Annotated in this window: 20 protein-coding genes; 4 read left to right on the top strand and 16 right to left on the bottom strand. The window is 71.7% G+C overall.

Annotation, left to right across the window (positions count from 1 at the left end):
- The first annotated feature begins 1 nt into the window (after position 1).
- Entirely contained in the window at positions 2 to 1,294 is a 1,293-nt protein-coding gene (locus tag AHOG_RS18360; protein WP_157736906.1) for an MFS transporter, read from the top strand.
- A 77-nt stretch (positions 1,295 to 1,371) separates the two neighbouring features.
- On the opposite strand, the gene AHOG_RS18355 is transcribed toward AHOG_RS18360, so the two are convergent.
- The gene (locus tag AHOG_RS18355; RefSeq protein ID WP_093942457.1) at positions 1,372 to 2,037 is read right to left on the bottom strand and encodes a TetR/AcrR family transcriptional regulator; all 666 of its coding nucleotides are present in this window, start codon (positions 2,035 to 2,037) and stop codon (positions 1,372 to 1,374) included.
- An 82-nt stretch (positions 2,038 to 2,119) separates the two neighbouring features.
- Here AHOG_RS18355 and AHOG_RS18350 point away from each other — a divergent pair, with 82 nt between their 5' ends.
- Complete coding sequence (locus AHOG_RS18350) at positions 2,120 to 2,869, top strand: SDR family NAD(P)-dependent oxidoreductase (RefSeq protein WP_093942456.1); 750 nt, start codon at positions 2,120 to 2,122, stop codon at positions 2,867 to 2,869.
- 240 nt (positions 2,870 to 3,109) lie between these two features.
- Here the strand turns inward: AHOG_RS18350 and AHOG_RS18345 are convergent, their stop codons facing one another.
- The 3 genes from AHOG_RS18345 to AHOG_RS18335 all read right to left on the bottom strand — a co-directional run bounded on the left by AHOG_RS18345 (position 3,110) and on the right by AHOG_RS18335 (position 6,393).
- Positions 3,110 to 3,595, bottom strand: a complete 486-nt coding sequence (locus tag AHOG_RS18345) for a DinB family protein (RefSeq protein WP_093942455.1) — start codon at positions 3,593 to 3,595, stop codon at positions 3,110 to 3,112.
- A gap of 97 nt (positions 3,596 to 3,692) precedes the next feature.
- Positions 3,693 to 5,063: a sialidase family protein gene (locus tag AHOG_RS18340; RefSeq protein WP_093942454.1), complete on the bottom strand. Its 1,371-nt coding sequence runs from the start codon at positions 5,061 to 5,063 to the stop codon at positions 3,693 to 3,695.
- 319 nt (positions 5,064 to 5,382) lie between these two features.
- Complete coding sequence (locus AHOG_RS18335; protein ID WP_093942453.1) at positions 5,383 to 6,393, bottom strand: ABC transporter substrate-binding protein; 1,011 nt, start codon at positions 6,391 to 6,393, stop codon at positions 5,383 to 5,385.
- 404 nt (positions 6,394 to 6,797) lie between these two features.
- Here AHOG_RS18335 and AHOG_RS18330 point away from each other — a divergent pair, with 404 nt between their 5' ends.
- Positions 6,798 to 7,829, top strand: a complete 1,032-nt coding sequence (locus tag AHOG_RS18330; RefSeq protein WP_245856306.1) for a FecCD family ABC transporter permease — start codon at positions 6,798 to 6,800, stop codon at positions 7,827 to 7,829.
- Between the two features lie 158 nt (positions 7,830 to 7,987).
- On the top strand, positions 7,988 to 9,004 hold the full coding sequence (locus AHOG_RS18325; protein WP_093944574.1) for a FecCD family ABC transporter permease: 1,017 nt from the start codon (positions 7,988 to 7,990) through the stop codon (positions 9,002 to 9,004).
- A 60-nt stretch (positions 9,005 to 9,064) separates the two neighbouring features.
- Here the strand turns inward: AHOG_RS18325 and AHOG_RS18320 are convergent, their stop codons facing one another.
- The 12 genes from AHOG_RS18320 to AHOG_RS29155 all read right to left on the bottom strand — a co-directional run bounded on the left by AHOG_RS18320 (position 9,065) and on the right by AHOG_RS29155 (position 24,624).
- The gene (locus tag AHOG_RS18320) at positions 9,065 to 10,189 is read right to left on the bottom strand and encodes a cytochrome P450 family protein (RefSeq protein ID WP_245856305.1); all 1,125 of its coding nucleotides are present in this window, start codon (positions 10,187 to 10,189) and stop codon (positions 9,065 to 9,067) included.
- On the bottom strand, positions 10,171 to 11,604 hold the full coding sequence (locus AHOG_RS30050) for a cytochrome P450 (RefSeq protein ID WP_245856304.1): 1,434 nt from the start codon (positions 11,602 to 11,604) through the stop codon (positions 10,171 to 10,173). The genes AHOG_RS18320 and AHOG_RS30050 overlap by 19 nt, the downstream gene beginning before the upstream one ends.
- Positions 11,605 to 11,761: 157 nt before the next feature.
- On the bottom strand, positions 11,762 to 13,246 hold the full coding sequence (locus AHOG_RS18310; RefSeq protein WP_245856303.1) for a cytochrome P450: 1,485 nt from the start codon (positions 13,244 to 13,246) through the stop codon (positions 11,762 to 11,764).
- A 724-nt stretch (positions 13,247 to 13,970) separates the two neighbouring features.
- The gene (locus AHOG_RS18305; protein ID WP_311770148.1) at positions 13,971 to 15,092 is read right to left on the bottom strand and encodes a cytochrome P450 family protein; all 1,122 of its coding nucleotides are present in this window, start codon (positions 15,090 to 15,092) and stop codon (positions 13,971 to 13,973) included.
- Entirely contained in the window at positions 15,077 to 16,468 is a 1,392-nt protein-coding gene (locus AHOG_RS30045; protein WP_245856301.1) for a cytochrome P450, read from the bottom strand. The genes AHOG_RS18305 and AHOG_RS30045 overlap by 16 nt, the downstream gene beginning before the upstream one ends.
- The gene (locus tag AHOG_RS18300; protein WP_093942450.1) at positions 16,465 to 17,064 is read right to left on the bottom strand and encodes a GTP-binding protein; all 600 of its coding nucleotides are present in this window, start codon (positions 17,062 to 17,064) and stop codon (positions 16,465 to 16,467) included. The genes AHOG_RS30045 and AHOG_RS18300 overlap by 4 nt, the downstream gene beginning before the upstream one ends.
- A complete protein-coding gene (locus tag AHOG_RS18295) occupies positions 17,042 to 17,395 on the bottom strand; it encodes a DUF742 domain-containing protein (RefSeq protein WP_093942449.1) in 354 nt (117 codons plus the stop codon). The genes AHOG_RS18300 and AHOG_RS18295 overlap by 23 nt, the downstream gene beginning before the upstream one ends.
- Complete coding sequence (locus AHOG_RS18290; RefSeq protein ID WP_093942448.1) at positions 17,392 to 17,805, bottom strand: roadblock/LC7 domain-containing protein; 414 nt, start codon at positions 17,803 to 17,805, stop codon at positions 17,392 to 17,394. Before AHOG_RS18290 ends, AHOG_RS18295 begins: the two co-directional genes overlap by 4 nt.
- The gene (locus AHOG_RS18285; protein ID WP_093942447.1) at positions 17,802 to 19,100 is read right to left on the bottom strand and encodes an ATP-binding protein; all 1,299 of its coding nucleotides are present in this window, start codon (positions 19,098 to 19,100) and stop codon (positions 17,802 to 17,804) included. The genes AHOG_RS18290 and AHOG_RS18285 overlap by 4 nt, the downstream gene beginning before the upstream one ends.
- A gap of 2,023 nt (positions 19,101 to 21,123) precedes the next feature.
- Complete coding sequence (locus AHOG_RS18280; protein ID WP_093944572.1) at positions 21,124 to 22,710, bottom strand: serine/threonine-protein kinase; 1,587 nt, start codon at positions 22,708 to 22,710, stop codon at positions 21,124 to 21,126.
- Between the two features lie 344 nt (positions 22,711 to 23,054).
- The gene (locus tag AHOG_RS29160) at positions 23,055 to 23,693 is read right to left on the bottom strand and encodes a TetR/AcrR family transcriptional regulator (protein WP_169725880.1); all 639 of its coding nucleotides are present in this window, start codon (positions 23,691 to 23,693) and stop codon (positions 23,055 to 23,057) included.
- 274 nt (positions 23,694 to 23,967) lie between these two features.
- A complete protein-coding gene (locus tag AHOG_RS29155) occupies positions 23,968 to 24,624 on the bottom strand; it encodes an alpha/beta fold hydrolase (protein ID WP_169725879.1) in 657 nt (218 codons plus the stop codon).
- Between the last annotated feature and the right edge of the window lie 40 nt (positions 24,625 to 24,664).

Here is a 24,664-nt window from a genome sequence, read left to right as displayed (position 1 = left end):
CATGACGAACAGGCGGGCGTGGTCCTCGGCTGCGCTGCAGAGCAACCGAGGTTTCATTCTTCTGCTGCTCTCCACCGGGGTATCGGCATTGGGATCGGGCATGTATCTGCCCGCGATCCAGCTTCTGGCCACCGAGATCGCGCAGGACGACCGTGTCGTGGCCGTGGTCCGGGTCGCCATGACGCTGCCGCCGGTGCTGTTCATCCTTCTCGCGGGCGTGGCGGCCGATCGGATGCGTCGTCGCAGACTGATGATCCTCGCCGACGCGGTGCGGGCGGCGGCGGTCCTGGCCTTCGCCGTCGTGGTCGGCGCCGAGGTCGGATCGATGTGGTTCGTCCTGCTCGTGGTGATCGTCTTGGGCTCCAGTCAGACCTTCTTCGACAGTTCGGCACAGGCCCTGCTGCCGCAGCTGGTGGCCAAGGACGCCCTCGTCCAGGCCAACAGCTGGCTCACGGCTGCGCTGACCCTCGGGTTCTCCTTCGTCGGGCCCGCCATGGGCGGCGTGCTGTTCTCCTGGAATCCCAGCCTGCCGTTCTTCGTGAACGCGCTGACCTTCCTCGTCTCCGGGCTGCTGATCCTGGGGGTCCGCTCCACCACGGCCCGCTTCGACGATCCTTCGGCGCGGCGGCCGAATCGGTCGGGGGTGGTGGCCGACATGCGTGCGGGGCTCGCCTACACCGCACGGCACCCGGTGCTGCGGTCGGTGACCCTGCTGGGCATCACCGTGTCGTTCGCGATCGGGATGGTCACGGGGGTGTTCGTGCTGTTCGCGACCCGCTACCTGGCGTTGGGGCCCATCGGCTACGGGGTGCTGCTGGTGAGCGAGTCCCTCGGGGCGCTGCTCGGCAGCATGCTGGCCCTGCGGCTGCGACATCGGCTGGGGCGGCGGAGGATGTTCCGGATGCTGCCGGTCGTCATGGCCCTGACCTATCTGTTGGAGATCTCCACCCGCAGCGTGGTGTTCATCTTCTTCGTCATCGTGGTGGGCAACGCGGCCTTCCTGGTCTGGGTCATCACCTCCACCTCCGTCCGGCAGGAGGTGGGGCCGCCGGAACTGCTGGGGCGGATCACCAGCGTCTATCGTCTCGGCGGACTCGCCGCCACCAGCCTCGGCGCGGCAGCGGGCGGCCTGATCTCGGAGTCCTTCGACGTCCGGGCGTCGTTCCTGGCGGCGGCCGTGCTGCTGCTCGTCGTCCCCTGGTTCGTTCCGCTGCGGGTGCCCGCGGCGGAACGCGCGCCGTCGACGCCGCCGGCACTCGGCGCGGCAGCGGGTTCGGAGACGCTTCCCGGTTGAGCATCGAGGGCTCGGCGCGTCCGCTCGGCGCGGATCGTCCGGCGCCGCGAGGTCATCCCTCGTCCGGCGCCGCGAGGTCATCCCTCGGCAGGCGTCGGCGCGGCGGGGCTCGGCTCGACGGGCGCCGGCTCGGCAGGGGCCGGCTCGGCAGGCGTCGATGCGGCGGGCCAGGCACGCAGGGCCAGGTCCACGGCGCGGTCCAGCTCTTCACGCTCGGCGCCGTCGGCGGCCTGGACGGAGATGCCGTAGGAGATCATCGCGATATAACGGGCGAGGTCGGCGGCGTCGACGTCGTCCCCCAGCTCGCCGTCGGCCTTGGCCTGTGCGAAGCGGGCACGGAGGCCGAGTTCGCCCGCGCGACGCCGGGAGACGAGTTCGTCGCGAGCGGCGTCCGCCTGGGCGCCGGTGACCAGCGCGGACTGCACGACCAGGCAGCCTCGGCTGGGGCCCGTGGTCGTGACCGAGGCCGCGCCGCGGAGGAGGCCTTCGGCGGCGGCCCGCGCCGTCGGCGCCTCGGCGGCCTCCCGGATGTGGCGCGCCGGCCCGTCGAGATAGCGATCCACCGCCTTGCGGAACAACGACTCCTTGTTGCCGTAGGCGGCGTAGAGGCTCGGCCTGCTGATGCCCATCGCCTCGGTCAGCTCCGCGAGTCCGGCGCCCTCGTATCCGTGGCGCCAGAACACCTCGAGCGCGCGGTCCAGCCGTTCGCCTACGTCGAACTCGCGGGGGCGTCCGGTGGCCATGAGTGCCCTCCCTGCTTCCGTACTGATCGATAGGATAGCCTTCCTCTTGTATACTGAACGGTATAAAACTGGAGGTAGCGTCATGACGACCAACCAGGCAGGACGAGTCGCCCTCGTCACCGGCGGTTCACGCGGCATCGGCGCCGCCACCGCCCGAGCACTGGCCGACGAGGGACTGAACGTGGCGATCGGCTACTCCGCCTCGGCCGAGAAGGCCGACGAGGTCGTCCGCGATCTGCGGCGCCGAGGAGTCCGCGCGGTCGCCTATCGGGCGGACCAGTCCGACGCGGACCAGGTCACCGCCCTCGTCGACACCGTGGCGACCGAGTTCGGCAGGCTGGACGTCCTGGTGAACAACGCCGGGGTGTCGATCAACGGCAGGGTCGACGACCCCGAGGCCGACACGACCGCCTTCGATCACCAGATCGCCGTCAACCTCGGCGGCGTGGTCGCCGCCATTCGGGCCGCGACCAGGGTTCTCGGGCGCGGCGGACGCATCATCACGGTCGGCTCGACGCTCGCCGCCCGCGCCGGATTCCCCGGCGTCGCCGACTACGCCGCGACGAAGGCGGCGGTCACCGGATACAGCCGCGGCGCGGCTCAGGACCTCGCGTCACGCGAGATCACCGTCAACGTGGTGCAGGTCGGCGCGGTCGCCACCGACATGAACCCGCCGGTGGGCGACTACGCCGACCGCCAACGGGCGGCCGTCGCGTTGGGCCGCTTCGGCACCCCGGAGGAGATCGCGGCGGGCATCGTCTTCCTCGCGAGCCCGGGCGCGTCGTTCGTCACGGGCAGCGTGCTCACCATCGACGGCGGCTTCCTGGCCTGACCGTCTCCGAGGCCCTGCGGGCATCCGTCACGTCGCGGCGGGAACGCGGCCGCGACGAGGGCGACCGGCCCCGCGCGGCGGAGTCGACAGGACGGACCCGACAGCGGCGACCTGCTACGGCGGGCGGGCGTGGCCTGCGCGGCCGTGACGGCGGCGCAGGACGGCCCGGCGGCGCAGGTGCGGACGACGGGCGTGCGACCGTCCGACGGTCGCACGCCTCGTCCAGGGGAGTCTCGGCTGTCAGAGCCCCGTCGCCCCGTCCAGCTGTTCCCGGAGGATGTCGGCGTGGCCGGCGTGCCTGCCGGTCTCCTCGATCATGTGCGCCACGATGGCCCGTAACGGCACGCGCAGCTCCTCGCCGGGGTTGGCCGCGGCGGCGAGCGTGGCGAGGTCGGGGCAGTCCCGCACGATCTCGTCGCTGCGCGCCGCGGCCTGTCGGTAGGCCGTCAGGACCTCCTCGGCGGTCCGGCTCGCGGGGACCCGCATCGACTCGTCGCTCGCGATCTCGACATCGAGGAAGACCCGTTGGAACCAGTGCTCCCCGCACCAGGTCAGGTGCTGGATGAGACCGAGCAGGTTCGTGCCGGACGGGACGCCGGGGGCCCGCAGGTCCGCGTCGGAGAGTCCCGCGCAGGCCCGCGTCACCGCCTGGCGCATCTTCTCCAGGTAGCGCAGGAGCACTTCACGCTCGGACTCCAGCCACTGTGGACGGACGGGTTCACTCATGCCGCGCACCTTATGCCGGGCGCCACCGCCGTGCACCGGACATCCGCCGCCCGCCGCCCGCCGCCCGCCGCCCGCCGCCCGGCGCCCGGCGCCCGGCTCACAATCCGCCGGAGCAGCCCGGCTCGTCGACGCCGCCCTGGATCCACGGCAGGTTCACCTTTCGGAAGGCGATCGAGCGGTTCGAGGTCGCGCTGCTGCCGGTGTTCTCGTTCACCTCGATCAACGCCCCGACGTGATAGTCGGCGGTCTTGGCGATGCTGGAGTAGCCGCCCTCCCGGTAGGTGCTGCTCTCCCCGGACAGCGGGGCGTCGGAGAACGGCCTGCTGTAGCCCCAGGTGCGGCCCTCGTCCTCACTCATCCGGATGCGCATTCTGGTGCGCGTCTCGGTGCTGGCCGAGTTCACGAAGGCCAGCCGGGCGGGCTCGTCGGAGTTGTACCGCATGGTGGACGCCTCGTTGATCGGGTCCAACAGGCAGCTCGCGGGGGCGAACGGCGTGAAGCCGTTCTCGATCGACCCGCGGGAGACCCAGCGGCGCTTCCCACGTTCGGCCGTCGCCGTGGTCGGCCGATCGTTGCGGTAGAGGCTGCCGTCGGCCAGTTCGAGGATCGTGGACTCCCCGGTCTCCTCCATCGGGGCGCCCGAGGTGGTGCGCATGACCTCGACCTGCCAGGTCTCGCCGTGGTCGTCGCTGTAGATGTTGCGGTGCTGGGCGGGGATCACGAGCCTGCCGGGATCACGCACCGTGGTCTGGATGCCCACTCCGGGGCCGATCGCGTCCCAGTTCCAGCTGGACCCGTCCGCGCGCGTCCGGGGCTTGAGGGTGTCGGACATGTTCACCGGGTCGGTCCAGGTCACGCCGTCGTCGCTGCTGGAGGAGACCCAGACCTGCCGGTCGTCCCAGGAGTCCACCGTGCCGCTGCCCTCGGGCTGGTGGTTCATGAACAGCCAGATCCGATTGTCGGTGCGGTCCACCACGGGCGTCGGATTCCCCCAGGTGCCCTGGCCCCGGCCGACCACCTCGTTCAGGCCCGACCAGGACGCCCCGTCGTCCGTGGAGCGCTTGTAGAGCAGGTTGATGTTGCCGAAGTCGCGGTTGTTCGACGCGCGTCCCTCGGCGAAGGCGATGAGGGTGTCGCGGTTGGTCCTGATCAGCGCCGGGATGCGGAACGAGTGATATCGAAGACCGTTGAAGGACTCGTCGCCGCCGTCGAAGAGGATGCGAGAGGACTGCGAGGGCGCGGCGGAGATCTCGGCCTCGGCGGCGGTCTCGGCGAGGCTCGGCGTGGTCGGGGTCATCACAGCCTCGCTCGTCGCCGCGGTCGGCCGCGGCACGACGTCGGCCGCGCCGTCTGCGGCGATCGCCGAGCCCGAGGTCGAGACGGCGGCCGCCAGCACCCCCGCCAGTGCGAGCGCGACTCCGCGCGGGTGCCGTCGTGTTCCCGTTCTGAACAGAGGTGTCCGTGCCACCGGGGTCTCCTTCGCGGCCGTCGTCTCTCGCGCACCGGAGGAGCTAGTCGATCATCCGAGCGTCCGGTGTGACTCGACGATCGATCCACCCGCTGTTCACCGGGGATCGGGCGGCCCGACGGTCGCTCCCTCGGGGCCGTGCCGGGTTCCGACGCGGCGACGACCTCCGGGGACGGACCCCGGGAACGGACCCCGGGAACGGACCTCGGTGGCGGACGCGGTGGCCGGACGCGGCGACGGACGCCCGCGACCATGAGGGCGGACCCGCCGCCTGCGCCTGCGACCGATCGGCCGAGGCGCCTGCGACGGTCGGCCTCGATCAGGACCTGCCGTCGTCCACGCCGAAGGCGGCGGCCAGCTCGTCCAGCATCTGCTCGGCGCCCTGGAGGCTCACCGAGGTGACCCAGACCTCGTCGTCGACCGTGGTGATCTCGCCCGTCAGCCTGCCCCACAGCGGGTTGGACTCGAACTGCTCCCGCGGGTTCTCCGCCTCGGCGGCCGGGTCCGTGTAGGTGGACACGAAGATGCGGTCCGCGTCGAGGTCGGTGATCTCCTCCTGACTGAGGTTCACCATGATCTCGTCCTCCGAGTCGGCCTGGCCTTCGGGGCGGGTCAGGCCCGCGTCGGCCAGGATGATGCCGGGGAAGGACGCGCTGGTGTAGAGCCGGACCGTCGGCTCGCCTTCGACGAAGCGCGCCATCGTCACGGTGGCGTCCCGGCCCAGCTCCTCGCGGATCGCCTCGCCGATGCTCGCCGCGCGCTGTTCGTAGGCGCTGATGCGCTCCTCGGCGAGGTCCTCCCGGCCGGTCGCCTCGCCCAGGAGTCGGATGTTGTCCTTCCAGGTCGCCCCGGTGGTCTCGCTGAAGACCGTGGGCGCCACCTCGCTCAGTTCCGGGTAGATCTCCTCGTGCCGCACCTGCGCCGAGACGATCAGCTCGGGCTCGACGTCCCACAGCATCTCGACGTCGGGGGCGGTGATCTCGCCGATCACGGTGGCCGCCTCGGCCTGGGCCTGCTCGTCCTCCTTCAGGTAGCCGGGCAGCGTTCCGTCGGCGGTGTGGTAGTTGATCCGCGCCACCACGTCGAGGTCCAACGCCATCGCGGCGTCGATGTAGCTGGTGTCCAGCGTCGCGACGCGCGTCGGCCGCGTCTCCAGCGTCGTCTCGCCCATGGCATGGCTGATCGTCCGGGGAAAGCCCTCCTGGCTCGCGCCCTCCGGCGCGGGAGTCTGGGCTTCCTCTCCGCCCCCGCATGCGCTGAGAAGCAGGCAGATCGCGAGCGGAACGGCGACGGCCGCCCCCCTGGTGCGATGACGCACGGCACTCGACATCTCACTCGTCCTTTGTTCGGTTAGCCTTGCCTCAGCATGGTACGAGGTGATCGGGAACGGCTCGGCGTCGCCTGTGTGCCTCGAACGATCGCCGCATCCCTTCCGCAGGCGGTGCACGACGGTGCCGACGAGCGTCCGCGGTGGACTTCCGGCGGGTGTCCGGTGCTCGGCGGGCAGGCGGGGGACGGGGCGTGCGGCTCGGGACGTGTCGGGCGCCGGGGATCGAGGTGCCTGCGCGCCTCGACGGAGTCGGTGAGGCTAGCCTCAGTGCCGGTCGTCGCCAGTCGTGCGAGAGCGGACGTCGAAGCGGCGCGTCGACGTCCGGAGCGGACGGCGCGACGACGGGACCGGGCCGCCCGCGGGACAGACCGGGACGCGGGACGATCGCCGAGTGAGGAGACAGGGTGAGCGCGACACTCGACGCGGTCCGTCGCCGCGTGCCCGACGGACGGGCGCGCCGCAGGACGGTGGGACTGACACTGCTCTGCGTGGCGCTGGTGCTGGCGGTCGCCGCGAGCGTCTCGATCGGGTCGCGGACGATCCCGCTCGACCTCGTCTGGGCGGCGCTGGTCGACCCGCGAGGCACCGAGTTCGACGACATCGTCCGCTCGCTGCGGCTGCCCCGAACGGTGCTGGGGCTGCTCGCCGGAGCGGGCCTCGGTGCTGCGGGCGCGCTGATGCAGGGCCACACCAGGAACCCGCTGGCCGACCCCGGCATCCTCGGCGTGACACAGGGCGCCGCCTTCGCCACCGTGCTCGCCGTGGTCGCGTTCGGCATCCGTGACCTGGAGAACTTCATCTGGTTCGGCTTCGCCGGGGCCTTGATCGCCAGCGTCGTGGTGTTCGTCCTCGGCTCGCTCGGCGGCTCCACGCCGGTGACGCTCGCGATGGCGGGTGCCGCCGTCACCGCGCTGCTCGGCGGCCTCGTCGCCGCGGTGGTGCTGGGCAACCGGGCCGGGATGGAGGTCTACCGCTTCTGGCAGGTCGGCTCGATCGCCGCCCGCGAGTACTCCGTCTCCGGGCAGGTGGCGCCCTTCCTGCTGGCGGGCATCGTGCTCGCCCTGGTCAACGCCCGAGGGCTCAACGTGCTCGCGCTCGGCGAGGACATGGCGCGGGCGCTGGGCCAGAACATCCGACTCACCCGGATCGTCGGCGTCACGGCGATCACGCTGCTCACGGGCGCCGTCGTCGCGGCCTGCGGGCCGATCGCCTTCCTCGGGCTGGTCGTCCCGCACCTCGCCAGGTCCATCACCGGACCGGACTACCGATGGATCGTGCCCGTCTCGGCGCTGACCGGTGCGGTCCTGCTGCTGGCCGCCGACGTGCTCTGCCGAGTCGTGTCCTCCGACAGCTTCGAGGTGGGCATCATGCTCGCCGTCCTCGGCGCGCCGGTCTTCATCTGGCTCGTCCGGCGGAAGGGACTGATCCGGCTGTGACCGTCCACGATCCACAGCTCGACCCCGACGGCCGCGGCGCGGGCAGGCGGAACGGAACGGCGCCCGGCTCGACGGCCCCGGCCGGGGGCGGCCCCGAGGCGGCGGGGAGATCCGCCGAGGCGCCGGTCATCCCTGCGGTGCGCCTCGGGCCGGTCTCGATGATCCTGCGGCCCCGGGTCGTCCTCGTCACCGGCATCGCGCTCGTCCTGCTCGTCCTGGTCGCCGCGCTGAACATCGGCCGGGGCACCTCGCAGATCGAGGTGTTCGACGTCCTGCGCACTCTCGCGGGCGGCGGCGACCGCCGGGAGAACGGCATCATCTTCAGCCTGCGCATGCCCAGGACCCTCACCGGCGTCCTCGTCGGAGCGGCGCTCGGCCTGTCCGGGGCGCTCTTCCAGTCGCTGGCGCGCAATCCACTGGCCAGCCCGGACATCCTCGGCGTGACCTGGGGCGCGGGTGTCGGCGCCGTCGCCGTCATCGTGCTCGGCGGCTCGCGCGGCACGGTCAGCGGCGCCGTCGCGTTGGGCGTCCCGGCGGCCGGGCTCGTCGGCGGCCTCGCGGCGGGCCTGCTGCTGTATCTGCTGTCCTGGCGGCAGGGCATCGACGGGTATCGGATGGTCCTGGTGGGCATCGGCCTGTCGGCGATCGGCGGCAACATCGTCTACTGGCTGCTGACCGTCGGCGACGTGGACGATGCCAGTCGGGCGACCGTCTGGCTGGTCGGCAGCCTCGCCAACGCGGGCTGGGACGGCGTGGGACCGCTCGCGATCGCCGTCGCGATCCTCGTCCCCGCCACGCTGGCCTGCTCGCGGGTGCTCGGCGGCCTCCAGTTCGGCGACGACACCTCGCGCGCGCTGGGCATCCGGGTCGACGGCGCGCGCGGCACCCTGCTGCTGCTCGCCGCCGCGCTCGCCGCCGTGGCCGCCGCGACCGCGGGCCCCATCGCCTTCGTCGCGCTGGCCACACCGCAGATCGCGATGCGGCTCGTCGGGGCCTCGCAGCCGCCGCTGGTCGCCTCGATGGTCCTGGGCGCACTGCTCACCGTGAGCGCCGACCTCGCCGTGCGGATCACGCCCGGCCTGTCACACCTGCCGGTCGGAGTGCTCACCGCCGTCCTCGGCGCGCCCTACCTGATCTATCTGTTCGTCAGGACCCGCCGCAGACAGCAGTCCTGAGCCGCGGCGGATCGTAGGCTGCGGCCCGAGACGTGCCGCCTGCGGCGGCGGTCGACCCGATCAGCCTGCCGACTCCGGGTTCAGGATCACGGGCAGCTCGGCGTGTCCGTTGGAGATGAACGACGACACCGGTGCCAGCTCGTCCGCGGCCACCGCGAGCCGCATGTTCGGGAACCGCGCGAACAGGGCGGGCAGGGCGGTCTTCACCTCCATGCGGGCCAGCGGCGCCCCCAGGCAGTAGTGCACGCCGTGACCGAAGGCCAGGTGGTCCTTGACCGCCCGGGTCAGGTCGAACGAGTCGGCGTCCGCCCCGTGCCGCTCCGGGTCCCGACCGGTGGCCGCGTAGGGCGCCAGGATGCGATCGCCCTTGCGGATGAGGATGTCGCCGACCTGGATGTCCTCCACCGCGTACCGCAGCGGCAGGTTCGCCACCGGGGCCTGCCAGCGCATCGTCTCGTCGATCACGTCGTCCCAGGACCGCTCGCCGGACCGGACGAGCGCGAGCTGGTCGGGGTGGGTGAGCAGCGCGGTGATCGCCTGATCCAGCAGGTTGACCGTCGTCTCGTGACCGGCGGACAGCACCAGGCTCAGCGTGTCGATCAGCTCCGTCTCGTCCAGCTGCGAGCCGTCCTCGTCACGCGCGCTGATCAGTGCCGACGCGAGGTCGTCCCCGGGGTTGGCGCGCTTGTCCGCGATGAAGACGTTCATGATCTTGTAGAGATCCTCGCCCAGCGCGGCGGCCTCCTCCGGCGTCGCGGCCGTGTCGAACACCCCGTCGACCACTCGACGCAGCTCCGGCCGGTGCTCCTCCGCGACGCCGAACAGGGCGCAGATCACCTCGATCGGCACCGGGAAGCAGAAGCCCTCACGAAGGTCCACCGGCTGATCCTGCGGCCCCGCCGCCAGGTCGGTCACGAGCCGATCGGTGATCGACTCGATCCACGGCTGGAGCGCGTTGACCCGGCGGGGCGTGAAGGCCTTGGAGACCAGCGACCGCAGCCGCCGATGATCGTCGCCGTAGGCGTTGAACATGTTGCGCACGCCGACCCAGGTCGCCAGGACGGAGTCGAGCCGCACCCTGCCCTCGGCGTAGCCGGGCCAGTGCTGGACGGGGTCCTTGGACACCCGAGGATCGGCGAGCAGGCTCCGCAGGTGGTGGTGGCTGGTCACAGACCACGCCACCACCGGACCAGGGAGCTCAACCAGCGTGGCGACTCCCCGCTCCCTGAGCCGCCTCGCCTCGCCCTGGATGTCGGCGCCTGCGGGGTCGATGACATAGGGGGCGGTGGACTGACGTTCCATCTGCTGTCTCCTGTGTTCTCGTCGGGTCGGACGGAGGAACGGACGGGGGGAAAGCGCACGGGCAGCGAGTCGAGTGCCCGGTGGAAGGGACCCGGCCGCCACGTCAGGTCGTCGACGGGCACGGCCAGTTCGAGGTCCGGCAGTCGGTCGAGGAGCGTCTCGACCGCCACCGAGGCGATGGTCATCGCCTGGGACTGGGCGGGGCAGACATGCGGGCCCGCGCTCCATGCCAGGTGCGCCCGGTTGCCCGACGCACGGGCGGCGGACACCTCGGGGTCGGCGTTCGCGGCGGCCAGGCTGATCAGCACGGGGCGATCGCCCGGAACCCGCACACCGCCCGCGAGGTACACGTCATGGATCGGATGGGTCGTCGCGTAGTTCGCCATCGGCGGGTCGGTCCAGAGGATCTCTGTCAGCGCGTCGTCGAGTGCGACGCTGCCGCCGGTCAGGCCGCCCGCGAACCGATCGTCGGAGAGCAGCAGCCGCAGCACGTTCGCGATCAGGTTCTGCGTCGGCTCGATGCCCGCCGCCATCAGCAGCATGATCGTGCTGACCAGCTCTTCCTGCGTCAGCTCCGCGGGATGGGCGATCAGCCACGAGACGACGTCCCTGCCCGGCGCGGCGCGGCGGGTCTCGACCAGCTCCGCGGTGCACAGGAAGAGTTCCCTGTTCGCCTGCTCGGCGTTGGCCGCGACGCCCTCGAAGATCGTTCCCAGGGCCGTGGTCAGGCGTTCGCTGAGATGCGGCGGGGTGGCGAACATCTGATCGAGGACGAGGATCGGCAGGAGCCTGCCGTACTGCGTGAGCAGATCCGCCTCGCCCGCGGGCGCGAACTCGTCGATCAACGTCGTCGCCCCGCGCTCGACATAGCCGCGCAGCGTCACCGAGTCGACCCCGCCGAGGCCGTCGTTCAGCGCCGCGCGGAGCCTGCGGTGCCGCTCGCCGTCGGTGAACAGACAGTTGTCCCGGTACATCAGCATCGGCAGCACCGGCGAGTCCGGCGGGACGGTCTGCTGCCACCGTCGTGGGTCCTTCGGGAAATTGCGCGGATCGCGCAGGACCTCCAGAGCCGTCGAGTAGCTCGTGACCAGCGTGGCGGGCACACCGGGGGCGATCTCCACCGGCGCGACGGGTCCCTGGGCCCGCAGCGAGTCGTAGACGGCGTTCGGATCGGCCGCGAACTCCGGCAGGTACAACCGCGTCACGCCGTCGTGCGCCGGGCAGCCGGGCGGCGGCGACGACCGCGCGCCGTCCGGCGGGTGCACGTGGTCCTGGCCGAGGGGATCGGTGGGAGTCACACGTTCTCCTGGAGCGTCGTCGGTGCGGAACGAGAGGTCGGTCCGGTGGTGCTCGGACGGTGGCGGACCGCCCCCGCCGCCGGTCCGCGTCGTGGACCGGGACTCGACGGTCGCGACGGGGTTCGAGCGCCCGACGCGGCGGAGGCGATCGCGGTGATCACTGGCCGCGCCACCACCGGGTCAGGGCGGCCATCCAGCGCGGTCTCGACGGGCGGCCGTCGGCCGGGGCCGCCTGCCGCTCCGCCGTCGGGGCGGGTCCGTCGGACGGCACCCCCGCCGTCGTGGCCCGGCGTCCGCCGGTCCCGCCGTCGGTCGGTGTGAGCGGCGAAGGGGGCAGCGGGCCGCCGGGGTCCTCCGGCACGGCCACCGGGGGGAATCGCACGGGCAGCGCCGTCAGTGCCCGTTGGAAGGGACCCGGTCGCCACCGCAGCTCGTCCTCGGCCAGCGCCAGCTCGACGTCGGGGAGTCGGTCCAGCACCTTCTCGATCGCCAGCGACGCGATGATCCGGGCCTGCGACTGCCCGGGGCAGGCATGCGGTCCCGCGCTCCAGGCGAGGTGGGCCCGGTTCCCGGTGCCGCGATCCGAGGCGAGACTCGGGTCGAGGTTGGCCGCGGCGTAACTGACCACCACGGGTCGACCCGCGGGCAGCACGGTGCCGTCGGGCAGCGACACATTCCGGGTGGGATAGGCGGGGCCGAAGTTCGCCAACGGCGGGTCGGTCCAGAGGATCTCCACGAGCGCGTCGTCCACGGGCAGGCTGCCGCCGGAGAGGTCCCCGGCGAACCGCGCGTCGGACAACAGCAGCCGCAGGGCGTTGGCGATGAGGTTCTGCACCGGCTCGATGCCGCCCGCCAGCAACATCGTGAGCTGGTCCATCAGCTCCTGGGTGTCGAGCCGGGTGGGATGGGCGATCAGCCAGGAGAGCAGGTCGTTGCCGGGCTCCCGCTGGCGCAGCGTGATCAGCTCCAGCATGCAGCGGCCCAGCTCCCCGTTCGCCTCGGCCGCCTCGGCTCCGCCTTCGAAGATCGCCGCCAGACAGCGGACCAGGGAGGCGCTCAGCTGCGGCGGACAGTCGAGGAGCTGGTTGAACACCAGGATCGGCAGCAGCCGGGCGTATTCGGCGAGCAGATCCGCCCGACCCCGGTCGGCGAAGTCGTCGATGAGGGTGTCCGCGCTGCGCTCCACGTACTGGCGCAACGTGGTCGGGTCGATCCGATCCAGGCTGTCGCTCACCGCGACGCGCAGTCGGGTGTGGACGTCGCCGTCGTTGAACACCGCGCTCCGTCGGTGCTGCATCATCGGCAGCACCGGGCAGTCGGGGGGCATGGTCTGCTGCCAGCGGCGGGGATCACGGGGGAAGGACTCGGGGTCCCGGAGCACGGCGAGGGCGGCCTCGTAGCCGATCACCAGGCTCGCGGGGACGCCGGGACTGAGTTCGACGAAGCCCGCCGAGCCCTGCCTGCGCAACTCGGCGTAGACCGCGGCCGGGTCGGCGGCGAAGGCGGCCGAGTACAGCGCGGTGGGCTCGACGGCGGTCGCGGGCATCGCGGCGCGCGCGGCCTGCTCCGAGGGCGCCGAGGCGTGCGCCGGGCAACCGGGTGGCGGACCGCCGGCATGGCCTGCCGGATCGGTGGTGGTCACAGGCGTGCTCCTATGGTGCTGTCGGGACAAGGCCCTCGTCGCCGGACCGCGGTGCGGATCACCGGACGAGGGCGTCGGTTCGTCGGCGTATGCCTCGGGTGCACGGGCCTGGGCGGCCGATCCGCCGCCCGCGCGAGCTCGATGCCTGCCGCGCGTCGACGGGCCGCGTCGATCGGCCGGGCCGTCCGCCGGTCAGGGCTGCCGGCCAGGGCTGCCGCCGCCGGAGTCTGCGCCGGGGCGCCACGGACGCGGCGCGGTGCCGCCGGTCGGACACGGCGACGGGACACGGCGCGGGTGGCGGACCCGCCTTCGACTCGACGGGGAACCGGCCGCTCGCCCGCCGAGGCCGGAGCCGGGTCGGCGACGGTCCTCGCCCGAGGAGCCGGACAGGTTCGATGCCGGCGGGTCGGTGTCGACCGCCGACGTGGATGAGGTCACGATGCGGTGCTCCTCCTGCGTCGCATCCGTTCCGGATGCCTGAGATGTCCGACGAGGGCGGCCGCTGCCGCGCGGCCCGCACCGGATCGCGGTGTCGTCGCCGCACGACCTGCCTGGGCGGCGGCGGCGTTCTCGTGCACCGCGGACGCAGTCCCTGGTGGGGCGACCGGGCGCGCACGGTGATCGATGCCCGAGGGCGTCGTGCACCGTGCGCGCGGGCCGCGCCAGGGTCTCGCTCTCTCGCGCGCGGTCGATTCGCGCGCGAACCTCCAAGAGATCGGCCGGCTCAGCCTCTCGCCGCGACGAGCGTCGCGGGAAGGTCGAGATGACCATTGGAGACGAAGGACCGCACCGGCCTGAGCTCGTCAGGCCGGCAGGCCAGGGTGATGTCGGGGAATCGGTCGAACAGAGCGGGCAGCGCGATCCTGGCCTCCAGCCGGGCCAGGGGAGCGCCGAGGCAGTAGTGCACCCCGTGCCCGAAGGACAGGTGATCCTTGACGGCCCTGGTGGCGTCGAACCGGTCGGCGGTCTCGCCGTAGTGCGCCGGATCGCGTCCGGCACCGGCGAAGAACGCCAGGATCGCCTCGCCCTTGCGGATCGTCACGCCCGCGATCTCCAGGTCCTCCACCGCGTAGCGCAGCGGGAGGCTGGCGATCGGCGCGTTCCACCGCAGGGCCTCCTCGATGACGTCGTCCCAGGTGATCGCACCGGAACGCACCATCGCCAGCTGATCGGGATGGGTCAGCATCGCCGTCATGGCCTGGTCGAGGAGATTCGTGGTCGTCTCGTGGCCCGCGCCGAGCATCAGCAGCAGGGTGTCGACCAGCTCGTGCTCCTGAAGCCGGGTGCCGTCCTGCTCGTGGGCGTCGATGAGGGCACTGGTCATGTCCTCGCCCGGGGAGGCCTGCTTCAGCTCGACCAGCTTGTTGAGCAGCGTGTACAGCTGCATCTGGTTGGCCCGTGCCTCCTCCGGACCCAGCGTGGTGTCGAAGATGCCGTCGACGATCCCCCGCAGCTCGTCGCTCCAGTCCTCGGGCACGCCGAACATGGTGCTGATCACCGCGATGGGCAGCGGATACGCGAGCCCGGCGCGGAGATCGACCGGCTCGCCCCCCGCGCCCTTCGTGACCAGGTCGTCGATGAGACCGGCGACGAGCTGCTCGATGCTCGGTGCGAGCGCCGCCACCCGCCTCGGGGTGAAGGCCTTGGAGATCAACGAGCGTAACCGGGTGTGATCGGCGCCGTACGCGGAGATCATGTTCTGCACGGCGACGAACGTGTACAGATGCCAGTCCGGCGTGATCTCCCCGTCCGCCCACGCCTGCCAGTGCGCCCTGGCGTTGCGGGAGACCCGGGAGTCGGTGGTCAGACCCCGGATCTGCTCATAGCCCGCTACTGCCCACGCCACCACCCCACCAGGGAGTTCAACCAGCGTGGGCGCGCCGACCTCGCGGAGGCCTGCTGCTTCGGACTGGACGTCGGCTCCGGTGGGGTCGATGACGGTGGAACCGGCTTGTCGTTCCATCTGCTGTCTCCAGTGGTCTCGTCGGATCGGACGGGTACCGAGGGAAAGCGAAGCGGGAGCGCGGTCAGCGCTCGGAGGAACGGTCCAGGTCGCCACGTCAGCTGGTCGGCCGGGACTGCCAGTTCGAGGTCGGGCAGTCGGTCGAGCAGCTTCTCGATGGCCACCGAGGTGATCAGCCGTGCCGGGGACTGCGCCGGGCAGACGTGCGCGCCACCGCCGAACGCCAGGTGGGCGCGGTTTCCCGCCCGAGTCTCGGAGGCCAGCGCGGGATCGGTGTTGACCGCGGTGAGGCTGATCAGCACCGGCTTGTCCCGCGGGAGGACGAATCCGTTGAACTCGACGTCACGGGTGGGGTAGGTCATGCAGAAGTTCGAGAACGGCGGGGTGGTCCACAGGACCTCCACCAGGGCGTCGTCCACCGGCATGCTGCCTCCGGCCAGATCGCCCGCGAACCGGTCGTCGGACAACAACAGCAGCAGCGCGTTGGCGATCCAGTTCTGGGTGGGCTCGACGCCCGCGCCCAGCAGCAGCACCAGCTGGTGGATCATCTCCTCGTCGGTGAGCTGCGCGCTGTGCTGCAGCATCCACGAGGTCACATCCTGTCCAGGCTCGGCGCGCTTGGCGGCGATCAGCTCCAGCAGGATGCCCAGCAGCTCCGCGTTGGACTTCTCCGGCTCGACGCCGTCGAAGACGTTGGTCATCGCGACGATCATCCGACTGCCCGGCTCCTCCGGGACGCCCATGAGGAGCTGGATGACCATCAGCGGCAGGATCTTGGCGTACTGGTTGAGCAGATCCGCCTCACCTTCGCCCGCGAAGGTGTCGATGAGCCGATCGGCGCTGCGCTCGATGTGCGTGCGCAGGGTGTTGGGCTCGATCCGATCGAGGCTGTCGGTGATCGCGCCGCGCAGCCTGGCATGGCGGGGCCCGTCCGCGTGATAGCAGTTGGGCCGGTACATCATCATGCCGATGATCGGGCTGTCCTGCGGTGCCGTCGCCTGCCAGGTCCGGCCGTCCTTGCGGAAGGTGTCGGAGTCCCGCAGCACCTCCAGGGCGATGCGGTAGTCGGTGACCAGCGAGGCCGACACGCCGGGGGCGATCTCGACCGAGGAGATCGGCCCGTCGCCGCGCAGCGCATCGAGGGTGCGCATGGGGTCCGCGGCGTAGTCCGCCCCGTACAGCGGCGGTCCGGGGTGGGTCCCGCCGTGCGCGGGACAGCCCGGCGGCGGCTGAAGATCGGTCGTGTCGGGTGAGGTCACTCTTGCTCCTGGGCGGTGCTGGCGAGCAGGTACTCGACAAGGGTGATCAGTGCACGGGTGGACGACGCCGGATCACGGGCGTCGCACATGACGAGGGGGGTGGCGGGCAGCAGGTCCAGCGCCTCACGCAGTTCCTCCTCCGAGTAGGAGGACGCGTCGTCGAAGTGGTTGACCGCCACCGCGTAACGCAGCCCCTGCTCCTCCAACAGGCCCATGACCTCGAAGGAGTGTTCGAGCCTGCGAGTGTCGACGAGGACGAGCGCGCCCAGGGCACCGGAGGCGAGGTCCTCCCACATCGGAGTGAAACGCTGCTGGCCGGGAGCGCCGAACAGGTACAGCACGAGCTGCTCGTTGAGCGTCAGCCTGCCGAAGTCCATCGCCACCGTGGTGGTCTTCTTCTGCTGGACGCCCGCGAGGTCGTCGACCAGCGCGCCCGCCTGCGTCATCGTCTCCTCGGTCCGCAGCGGGCGGATCTCGGATAACGTGCCGACGAACGTCGTCTTGCCTACGGCGAAGTGGCCCACGATCAGCAACTTGACCGCGGTCCGTACGGTCTCCCGCAGGTAGACGCGATCAGAGGCGAGCGCGGAGTCCATCAAGCACCTCCTGAAGGAGCTTCATGCTGGGCAGTTCGGTCGTCGGGACCGGTGCCGTCGTCTGGATGTGGCCACTGTCGACCAGATCGCTGAGCAGGACCTTCGTGACGCTGACGGGCAGCTGGAGGTGGCCTGCGATCTCGGCGACGGACAGCGAACCACCCCGACACAGCTCCATCAGGCGGCGCTTCTCCGGGCTGAGCCCGGTCAACTGATCTCGCGCCGCACTCACCAGGGTGATCAGGCCGAACGTGTTGCGAGTCGGGTGCGCCCTACCGCCGGTCACCACGTGGGGCCGGACCAGCGCCCGCTCGTTGCGGGGCGGGTTCACACCGGACTTCCTGAATCGGACCGCTGCGGGCTGGTCAGCTCCTTACCGAGTCGCTGCACCAGTTCCTGCAGGCGGAAGGACACCGTCTCGAGATCCACCTTCTCGGTGGTGGACACCGCGAGGTAGGCCCGAGGGCCCGCGGCGACGAGGAACACGTAGCCGTTCTGGAACTCGTTGACGGTCTGCTGCCACGGCGTGTTCGGGTCGCCGCAGAACTCGGCGGTGCTGCGGGCGAGCGCCTGGAGGCCGGACATCCCGGCGGCGTGCCGCTCGGCGTCGTCGCGGTCGATGCGCTCCGAGTGGGCCATGAGCAGGCCGTCCGCCGAGAGGAGGATCGCGTGACGGGTCTCGGGCACTCTCAGCGCATCGTCGAGCATCCAGCCCAGCTTGTTCTGCACGGGGTCGGTCATGCCTGGGGGTTCCCTTCACTGTCAGACGATTCGGTGCCACGGCCGGATCGGGTGCCGCGTTGCCATGCACCCATGCCCGCCGCGGTCTCGCTCGCGGGCCGAGCCGAGGGGGTGGACGGGGGCAGGGTCTGCTCGGTGGCGGGCGGACGCGCACCAGTGCGTGGTGCATGTCGCCTGCGCTTGGGCAGCCCGCCCGCGGTCGACGCAGGGGTGTGCGACGGGGTGCTGAGCGACGGAGCCTGGGGGACGGTCGGGGTCACGGCAGGCTCCGGTCGGACGGGAGCGGGCGGTGCGATCCGGGTGAGCAGCGCGGTGGGGAGGAAGACGACGGCGCGCACGCCGCCGAAGGGCGAGGTCGTGTCGACCGAGACGGTGAACCCGTACCGCGCGGCGAGGACGCCGATCACGGCGAAGCCGATCTGCGGGGGGTCGCCGAGGCGGTTGATGTCGGCGACCTCGCGGCCGGCCAGCAGGCCCGCGGCCCGCCGGATCTCCTCGGCGTTCATGCCGACGCCCGCGTCGTCGATCACGATCGCGGTGCCGTTGTGGGCGTGCCGGAAGTTGACCTCGACGGAGGTGTTGGGCTGCGAGTGGCGAGCCGCGTTGTCCAGCAGCTCCGCCAGGGTGAGCACGACGGGCTCCACGGCGCGGCTGATCACCGCGTTGTCGATCTGGGCGTGCACGTCGACTCGGCGGTAGTCCCGGATTCGCGAGGTCGCGCCGCGCACGATGTCGGTCAGCGAGGACGCGGAGCGCTGCTGGCCCGGCCACGAGCCGCACAGGACGGCGGTGGCCTGGACGCGGCGGCCCAGCTGGGAGTTCGCGTGGTCGATGCGCAGCAGGTCCTCGAGGACGTCGGGGTCGTCGTGGCGGTCCTGCATGGTCGAGATGGCGAGCTGCTGTTCGTTGGCGAGGCTCTGGACCGTGCGCATCATGGCCTTGAGCGTGGTCCTGGCCGACTGGTCGACGCGGCTCATCGCCTTCTCGACCGACTCGGTGACCAGGGACACCACGAGCTGGAGGTTCTGGCCGTACTGGGTGTTCGCGAGCTGCGGGTGCAGGGGACCGGGGACCTCGGCCGCCATGTGGCTCAGCGCGTCCACCAGCGCGGGCAGGCGCGCGGAGACGAGATGCTGGGCTTCTTCGTCGCGGGTCCGCAGGTCGTTCTCCAACGCGGCGTTACGCGCGCGCAGCAGTGTGGAGATCTGCTGTTGACGGACCAGCAGTACCACCAGCGCGAGCGCGCCGACGACTAAGCACCACAACGCGATGGTCATCAGCACTTGTTGTTCCATGAGATCCTCGTGAACGGGGCGGATGGGAAGGGACGACGCCGTCGAGCGCGCCGGATATTCACCCGGCTGCACGATTGCGCTTCGATCGATGACGACTTATGGGATTCGGGTGCCTCCCTGCGTCATGCCTGCGGCATCCGCGAAGTTCTTGCTGGTCTTCTCCTGCTTCATGATCAGCTCCTCTGGGACCCTACACAGCCGCACATTGGTGTCAATGCCCAGGGGGTGCACTCGTCGATTGTTACACGTATCACAGTACGGGCAAGGTGGAGCCGCGTCGTCGGGTTCCGAAGGCACTGATCGGACCCCGTCGAATGCGTCGGCGTGAACTCCGCCGCTCGTTGTGTTGGCCGGCCGACCGGCTGCCGCACTGAAGTGGTGAATCCGGAACTCCGCGTATTTCGATCGTTCCATCTCGGATATCGGCCCGCCGCCGTGTCGGGGACGGTGTCGCCTGCCGGCGGGCGGGGGTTCGACGGCGGTTCCCGGCGGACCGATATGGCCGCCCTCGTCGTCGCCTCGGCCCGCGGTGCGGCCGATATCCTGCGACGATGCGGCGTTCGGCGGGGTGCCGCGCCTGTCCGGCCCGCCGCGTCGCCCGTCGAGGCCGGGTGCCGTCGGCCGGTGTCCACGTGGGCGAATCGACGCCGGACCGCTCCGGTCGGCGGCGGAATGCCCATTCGTCGACCGCGTCCTCCACGATCTCACTCGCATCACGGCGACCGCCGATAGGCGGCGTCTCGCGGTCCGAGTTCGGGAGGAGACGGACGGGAACGGCATGGCCGTGCAGTCGGTCAGGGGACTGATCGGCGAATCTCCCTTCCGTGTCGGTATCGCCGCTGTACCGTGCTGACCAGCGACGACGGATCCGGTCTCCTGCTTCGGACGCTGATCGACCGCGTCGAGCGCGCTTGATACTGCCATACAGATGTCGGAGTGCCCACGCGAAGTCCGGCCTCGGCGCCCGGCGTGTCAGCGGCGCGCCCCCGGATCACGTCCTGGACCAGCATGAATCGGCACGTCTACTCGATGCGATGCGGTCGGATCGCGTGAATGGCGTCGGAATCGATTCCCTCTCGGAGCCCGGTTCGACCCCGATGTATTCGGGTTCCGATGCACTGCTACCAGGGTCACTAGTGCGGAGCGTGATGTGTCGACTCACCCGTTCGGCGGTATCAGCGGGAATGATTCGGCGTGACTTACGCCGAACGGCGGTGTCGTGTCGGACCTTGTGTCGTGCCGGCGGCGTAGTCACCGTGTGTGTTCTGATCCGTGCGGCGACAGCGTCGGCCGGTCGCTGGTCGAACCCGCGACATCGCCGGTCCGGTCGGCACCGAAAATCGATGCCGAACGCCGTGGACCGGGACATGAGCCGGGGCGAGGGGAGAGCGGATCGCGGAAATGCGCTTCCGTTCGCCGATCGTCTGACACCGGACAGAGCGGTCCATCAGCGGAGCTTCGATCATCGGAATCGCACGGTGCGTATGCGATTCCGAGTAGGTCTGGCAGGCTGCGGCGAGACCGGGCGGTCTTCTTGTCGAAATCCGACCGCGTCGTGCTCGCCGTCGATTCGCGGTTCGATTCCGCCTGGCGGTCATTCGCCTGCGGCCGGTGAATCGAATCAGCGGCGGCGGATTTCGCCGCGGTCGGGTGTCGCGCGATGTGCCGCCGCCTGCCCGTTTCGTCCGCGCGCGCACGGCCGCCGCGAACGACTCGGACGGGGAGCGGTGCCTGCGTCTCTCACCGCGTTGTCGTGCCCGCCGCCGCCGCGTCGGGTCGGGGTCGGTCCGGCGGGCGACGTCCCGCCCGGGCCGCGGTGCCTCGCCGGGCGCCTCGACCCGTCGACGGGAGCGTGGCCGTCGAGACCTTCGGTGTTCGGGGACGGCGGCGGCCTCCGCGAGCCCCGCGGCCCGCCCCCGTCGATCCGGGAGAGCGGTGGACGGCGCGGGCTCCGCGTCGCCCACCCGGCACGAAGGTCCGCGGTCGAGCGTTCCGTGTCGCGCCGCCGCTCCGTGTCGGGCCGTCAGCCGCTGGTCTCCTCGTCGGGCGGCTCCGGCGGACCGTCGTCGCCCCCGCCACCGCCGCCGCCGTCCTCGCCGCCGCCCGGCGGGAGATCATCCGTGGGAGTGGGGGCGCCTCCGGTGGGCTCGGTCGGTTCGGTGGTGGTCGGCGCGGTCGGCTCGACGGGCTCCGTCGGGGTGGACGGGGGCGGCGGCGGGTCCGTCGGGGTGGTGCCCCCGCCGGGCCACCGGTCCTGCCGCGGTGGATTCTGCGGGTACACCGGGTCGCCGCCGAACTGGTCGTCGTCCTCCGGCGGGACACTCACCTCGCTGGTGACGACGGGCGCGGTGCGGCGCGTCGGCTCGGTGCCGGAGCCGCCGGGGGTCGTCGCGTCGCCGGAGTCGTTCCCGGAGAGCAGGACGCTGATGACCAGCACGACCGCCGCCACCGCGAGCACGCCGCCGCCCGCCAGCACGGCGGGCCTGCGCCAGAGGGGCTCCGGAGCGGAACCTGCCGCCGTGCGCGGGGAGCGGTGCGCACTCGGCTGATCGTCGAGCGGCGCTTGCCTGCCCGGCTGCGAGTGGCCGGACTGGCCGGAGCCGGGATGAGTGCCGGCGGGACGGGCGTCGAGTCGGGTGACGCCGTCCTTCGCGTCCCCGGCGCGCGTCGCGGCGCCCGAGGCCACGGTGGTCGTCTGCGCCCCCGGCGGGGCGGCGGGTCCGGTGGGCGCCAGGATCGTGTGCCCACCGTCGCCGGAGTCGTGCAGCGGGGTCAGCCCGGTCGCCGTGCCGCCGCCCGCCACCTCGGCCAGGACCCGTTGCGCCTCCGGCATCGTGATCCGCTCTTCGGGATCGGCCGTCAGCATGTGCATCAACACCGGGGTCAGCTCGCCCGCCCGCTCCGGCGGCGCGATCTCGCCCGCCGCGACGGCGTGCAGGATGGCCAGCCCGTTGTCACTGGTGCCGAACGGGGGCGCGCCCTCGATCGCGGCGTAGAGCGTGGAGCCGAGCGAGAAGACGTCGGACGCGGGCCGCGACGGGTGTCCCCTGGCGACCTCCGGCGCGAGATAGGCGGGGGTGCCCGCGAGCATCCCGGTCTTGGTGACGGTGACGTCGCCTGCGGCGCGGGAGATCCCGAAGTCGACGATCTTGACGATGCCGTCCTCGCCCAACAGGACGTTGCCCGGCTTGACGTCCCGGTGGACGACGCCCGCGACGTGGGCGGCGTGCAGCGCCGAGGCGACCTGGGTGCCGATCCTGGCGACCTCTCGGACGTCCAACGGTCCCTCGGCGGCCATGGTGGCCGACAGGTTCCGGGAGGCCATGTACTCCATCACCAGGCACGGCTGCTCTTCGTGCTCGACGACGTCGTAGACCGAGATCGCGTGCGGATGCTGCAGCCGGGCGGCGATGCGTCCCTCCCGGAAGGCCCGTTCCCGGGCCTCCTCCGCCGCGGACTCCTCCAAGCCGGGCGACAGGAGGAGCTGCTTGACCGCCACGACGCGACCGAGCCGCTCGTCCTGTGCCTTCCAGACGACGCCCATCGCACCGCTGCCGATACGGTCCAGCAGGCGGTAGCGTCCCGCGACCAGCCGCCCGTCCTGATCCACCCGTTCCTCCGTACGTCGCTCCGTGACCACGAGAGCGCATAGGTTCTCGCCGTGTTCCGATTCACACCCGAGGGGGTCGCCCTGGGTCGATCGGCTCGAAGAGTCTGACAGGAGGCGATTCGCCGTCGATCATCGGTGTGGCCTGTCCGTGATCTTCCAGCACGCCGCGACACCTGCCTGACCAGGCGGGCGCGGACGCCCCTGAGGGCCCGCTCACCTGCGCTGTCCGCCGTCGTCCCTGCTGTTTCGCGTCCGCCGAGCACCGGCAGCCCGTGATCTGTTCGCGATCTGGGCGTGCCGATCGGGGTCCGCCGCGTGGCGGTGTCGCATCGTCGATCTCGGTGTTACGGCGTGAGTCCGATCTCGGCCTGCCGTCGCGCGAAGCCGTCGAGCATCGCCCGCAGTCCTGCCTCGTACTGTTCATCGGGTCGATAACCCTCGGCCATCGCCTCGACGAGATGAGGATAGTCGGCGGAGCCGATCGCCTCGCGGGGTGCCCGCGTCGGCCCGCCCAGGGGCGCGCCCACCTCGGCGAGGACGAAACCGATCGTGTAGGCGCGGCAGGCGTGCGTGATCTCCATGGCCGCCCTGGCGGTGAGGCCCTCCTCCTTCAGTCTGCCGACGGCTCGATCGGCGGGTTCGAGCACGGAGGCCGTGTAGCCGGGTCTCGTCGCGATCACCGCCACCGCGTGGGGGTGTCGACGCAGCACCGTGCGCAGTCGTCGCAGGTAGGCGGCGAGCAGGTCCGGCCACGGGCCGGGCAGGGCGGCCGCGTCGACGTCGACCTCCGAGTACACCGCCTCCACGACGCCGTCGAAGAGGGCGGCCTTGTCGGGCAGGTGGTAGTAGACGGCCATCGGATCGACGCCGAGCTCGGCGCCGAGTCTGCGCATGGACAGCGCGTCCAACCCGTCCCGGTCGATCAGGGCGAGAGCGGCACGGATGATGCGGTCGCGGCTCAGCGCGGGCCTGCGGGTGGCCATGGGCCGCGAGGCTACCGGCCCCGGCCCGGCCCGCTCGCGGTGCCCGGCGGCAGCGTGGTCGCGACCCGGCGCGGTCGGTCGGCGAAGGCGTCGGGGCGGGTGAGGAACGACGGGTGGCCGCCGGGGAACCCCGCGAGGTCGACGCCGAGGCGTCGCGCCGGGACTTCGGTCGCGCGGTGGTCGTGAGTACGGCCTGCTTCGCCTGCCGCCCGCTGGTCGGACGCGGCGGAGCGCGGTCACGTCGGGTGGAGACTCGTCGGCGGGATCTTCCTGGTCACGAGGACCTCGGCGTGCCGAGCGGCCGCCGGTGGCAGGCGGACCGCGTCGCCTCGGCGCTGGGGCCGCGCCGTGCGGCCCGTCCGCCCGCGAGTCGGATCGCGGTGGACAGCGCTCGGGCGGTGCGGCGGCGGACCGTCGGGCTCCGGAGCGGCGCGGGCGGCCCGGGCCTGCCGATCGCCGCGTCGACCAGCAGGAACGCGGGCCGCGTGCCCTCCTCGCGGATCGCCCGGTCGACCTCGGCGAAGAACCTCGCCTGCTCCTCGGCATCCGCGGTGGTCCGATGAGCGGCGGCTCGTGAACGACGAGCCCCAGGATCGCCTCCGGGTGCCGGGCCGCCACCGCGAGCCCGGTGATCGCTCCCGAGCTGTTCCCGAACACCACCGCCGTGTCGATGCCCGCGTGGGCTGCCGCGGGGATGTCCGCGCCGGTCGTAGATCAGCACCGTGCAGGCGTCGGCGAGCCGGTCGGCGACCGCCGAGTAGCAGCCTGCGTCACCGTCGCCGCCCGCGATCATGAGCAGCGCGGGCCCGGTACCGGGTCGTTCGACGTGCAGCACGCCGCCGCCGCTGTCGCCGACGACCCGATGTCCGGTCTGGCATGGCTTCGCTCTCCTTCGGTGCCGGTCGGGCGTGGCGCGGCCGTCGAGCGTCACCGGCGGCGTGCCGACGTCGGGCGTGGGTGCCGCGAGGGGC

The sequence above is a fragment of the Actinoalloteichus hoggarensis genome, assembly GCF_002234535.1.
Classification (GTDB): domain Bacteria; phylum Actinomycetota; class Actinomycetes; order Mycobacteriales; family Pseudonocardiaceae; genus Actinoalloteichus_A; species Actinoalloteichus_A hoggarensis.
This window is presented reverse-complemented; position numbering and strand designations above follow the sequence as displayed.

Coding starts and splice junctions, on each gene's coding strand:
- AHOG_RS18360 (WP_157736906.1), top strand. CDS start 2: ATGACGAACAGGCGGGCGTGGTCCTCGGCTGCGCTGCAGAGCAACCGA.
- AHOG_RS18355 (WP_093942457.1), bottom strand. CDS start 2,037: ATGGCCACCGGACGCCCCCGCGAGTTCGACGTAGGCGAACGGCTGGAC.
- AHOG_RS18350 (WP_093942456.1), top strand. CDS start 2,120: ATGACGACCAACCAGGCAGGACGAGTCGCCCTCGTCACCGGCGGTTCA.
- AHOG_RS18345 (WP_093942455.1), bottom strand. CDS start 3,595: ATGAGTGAACCCGTCCGTCCACAGTGGCTGGAGTCCGAGCGTGAAGTG.
- AHOG_RS18335 (WP_093942453.1), bottom strand. CDS start 6,393: ATGTCGAGTGCCGTGCGTCATCGCACCAGGGGGGCGGCCGTCGCCGTT.
- AHOG_RS18325 (WP_093944574.1), top strand. CDS start 7,988: ATGATCCTGCGGCCCCGGGTCGTCCTCGTCACCGGCATCGCGCTCGTC.
- AHOG_RS18300 (WP_093942450.1), bottom strand. CDS start 17,064: ATGGACTCCGCGCTCGCCTCTGATCGCGTCTACCTGCGGGAGACCGTA.
- AHOG_RS18290 (WP_093942448.1), bottom strand. CDS start 17,805: ATGACCGACCCCGTGCAGAACAAGCTGGGCTGGATGCTCGACGATGCG.
- AHOG_RS18285 (WP_093942447.1), bottom strand. CDS start 19,100: ATGGAACAACAAGTGCTGATGACCATCGCGTTGTGGTGCTTAGTCGTC.
- AHOG_RS29160 (WP_169725880.1), bottom strand. CDS start 23,693: ATGGCCACCCGCAGGCCCGCGCTGAGCCGCGACCGCATCATCCGTGCC.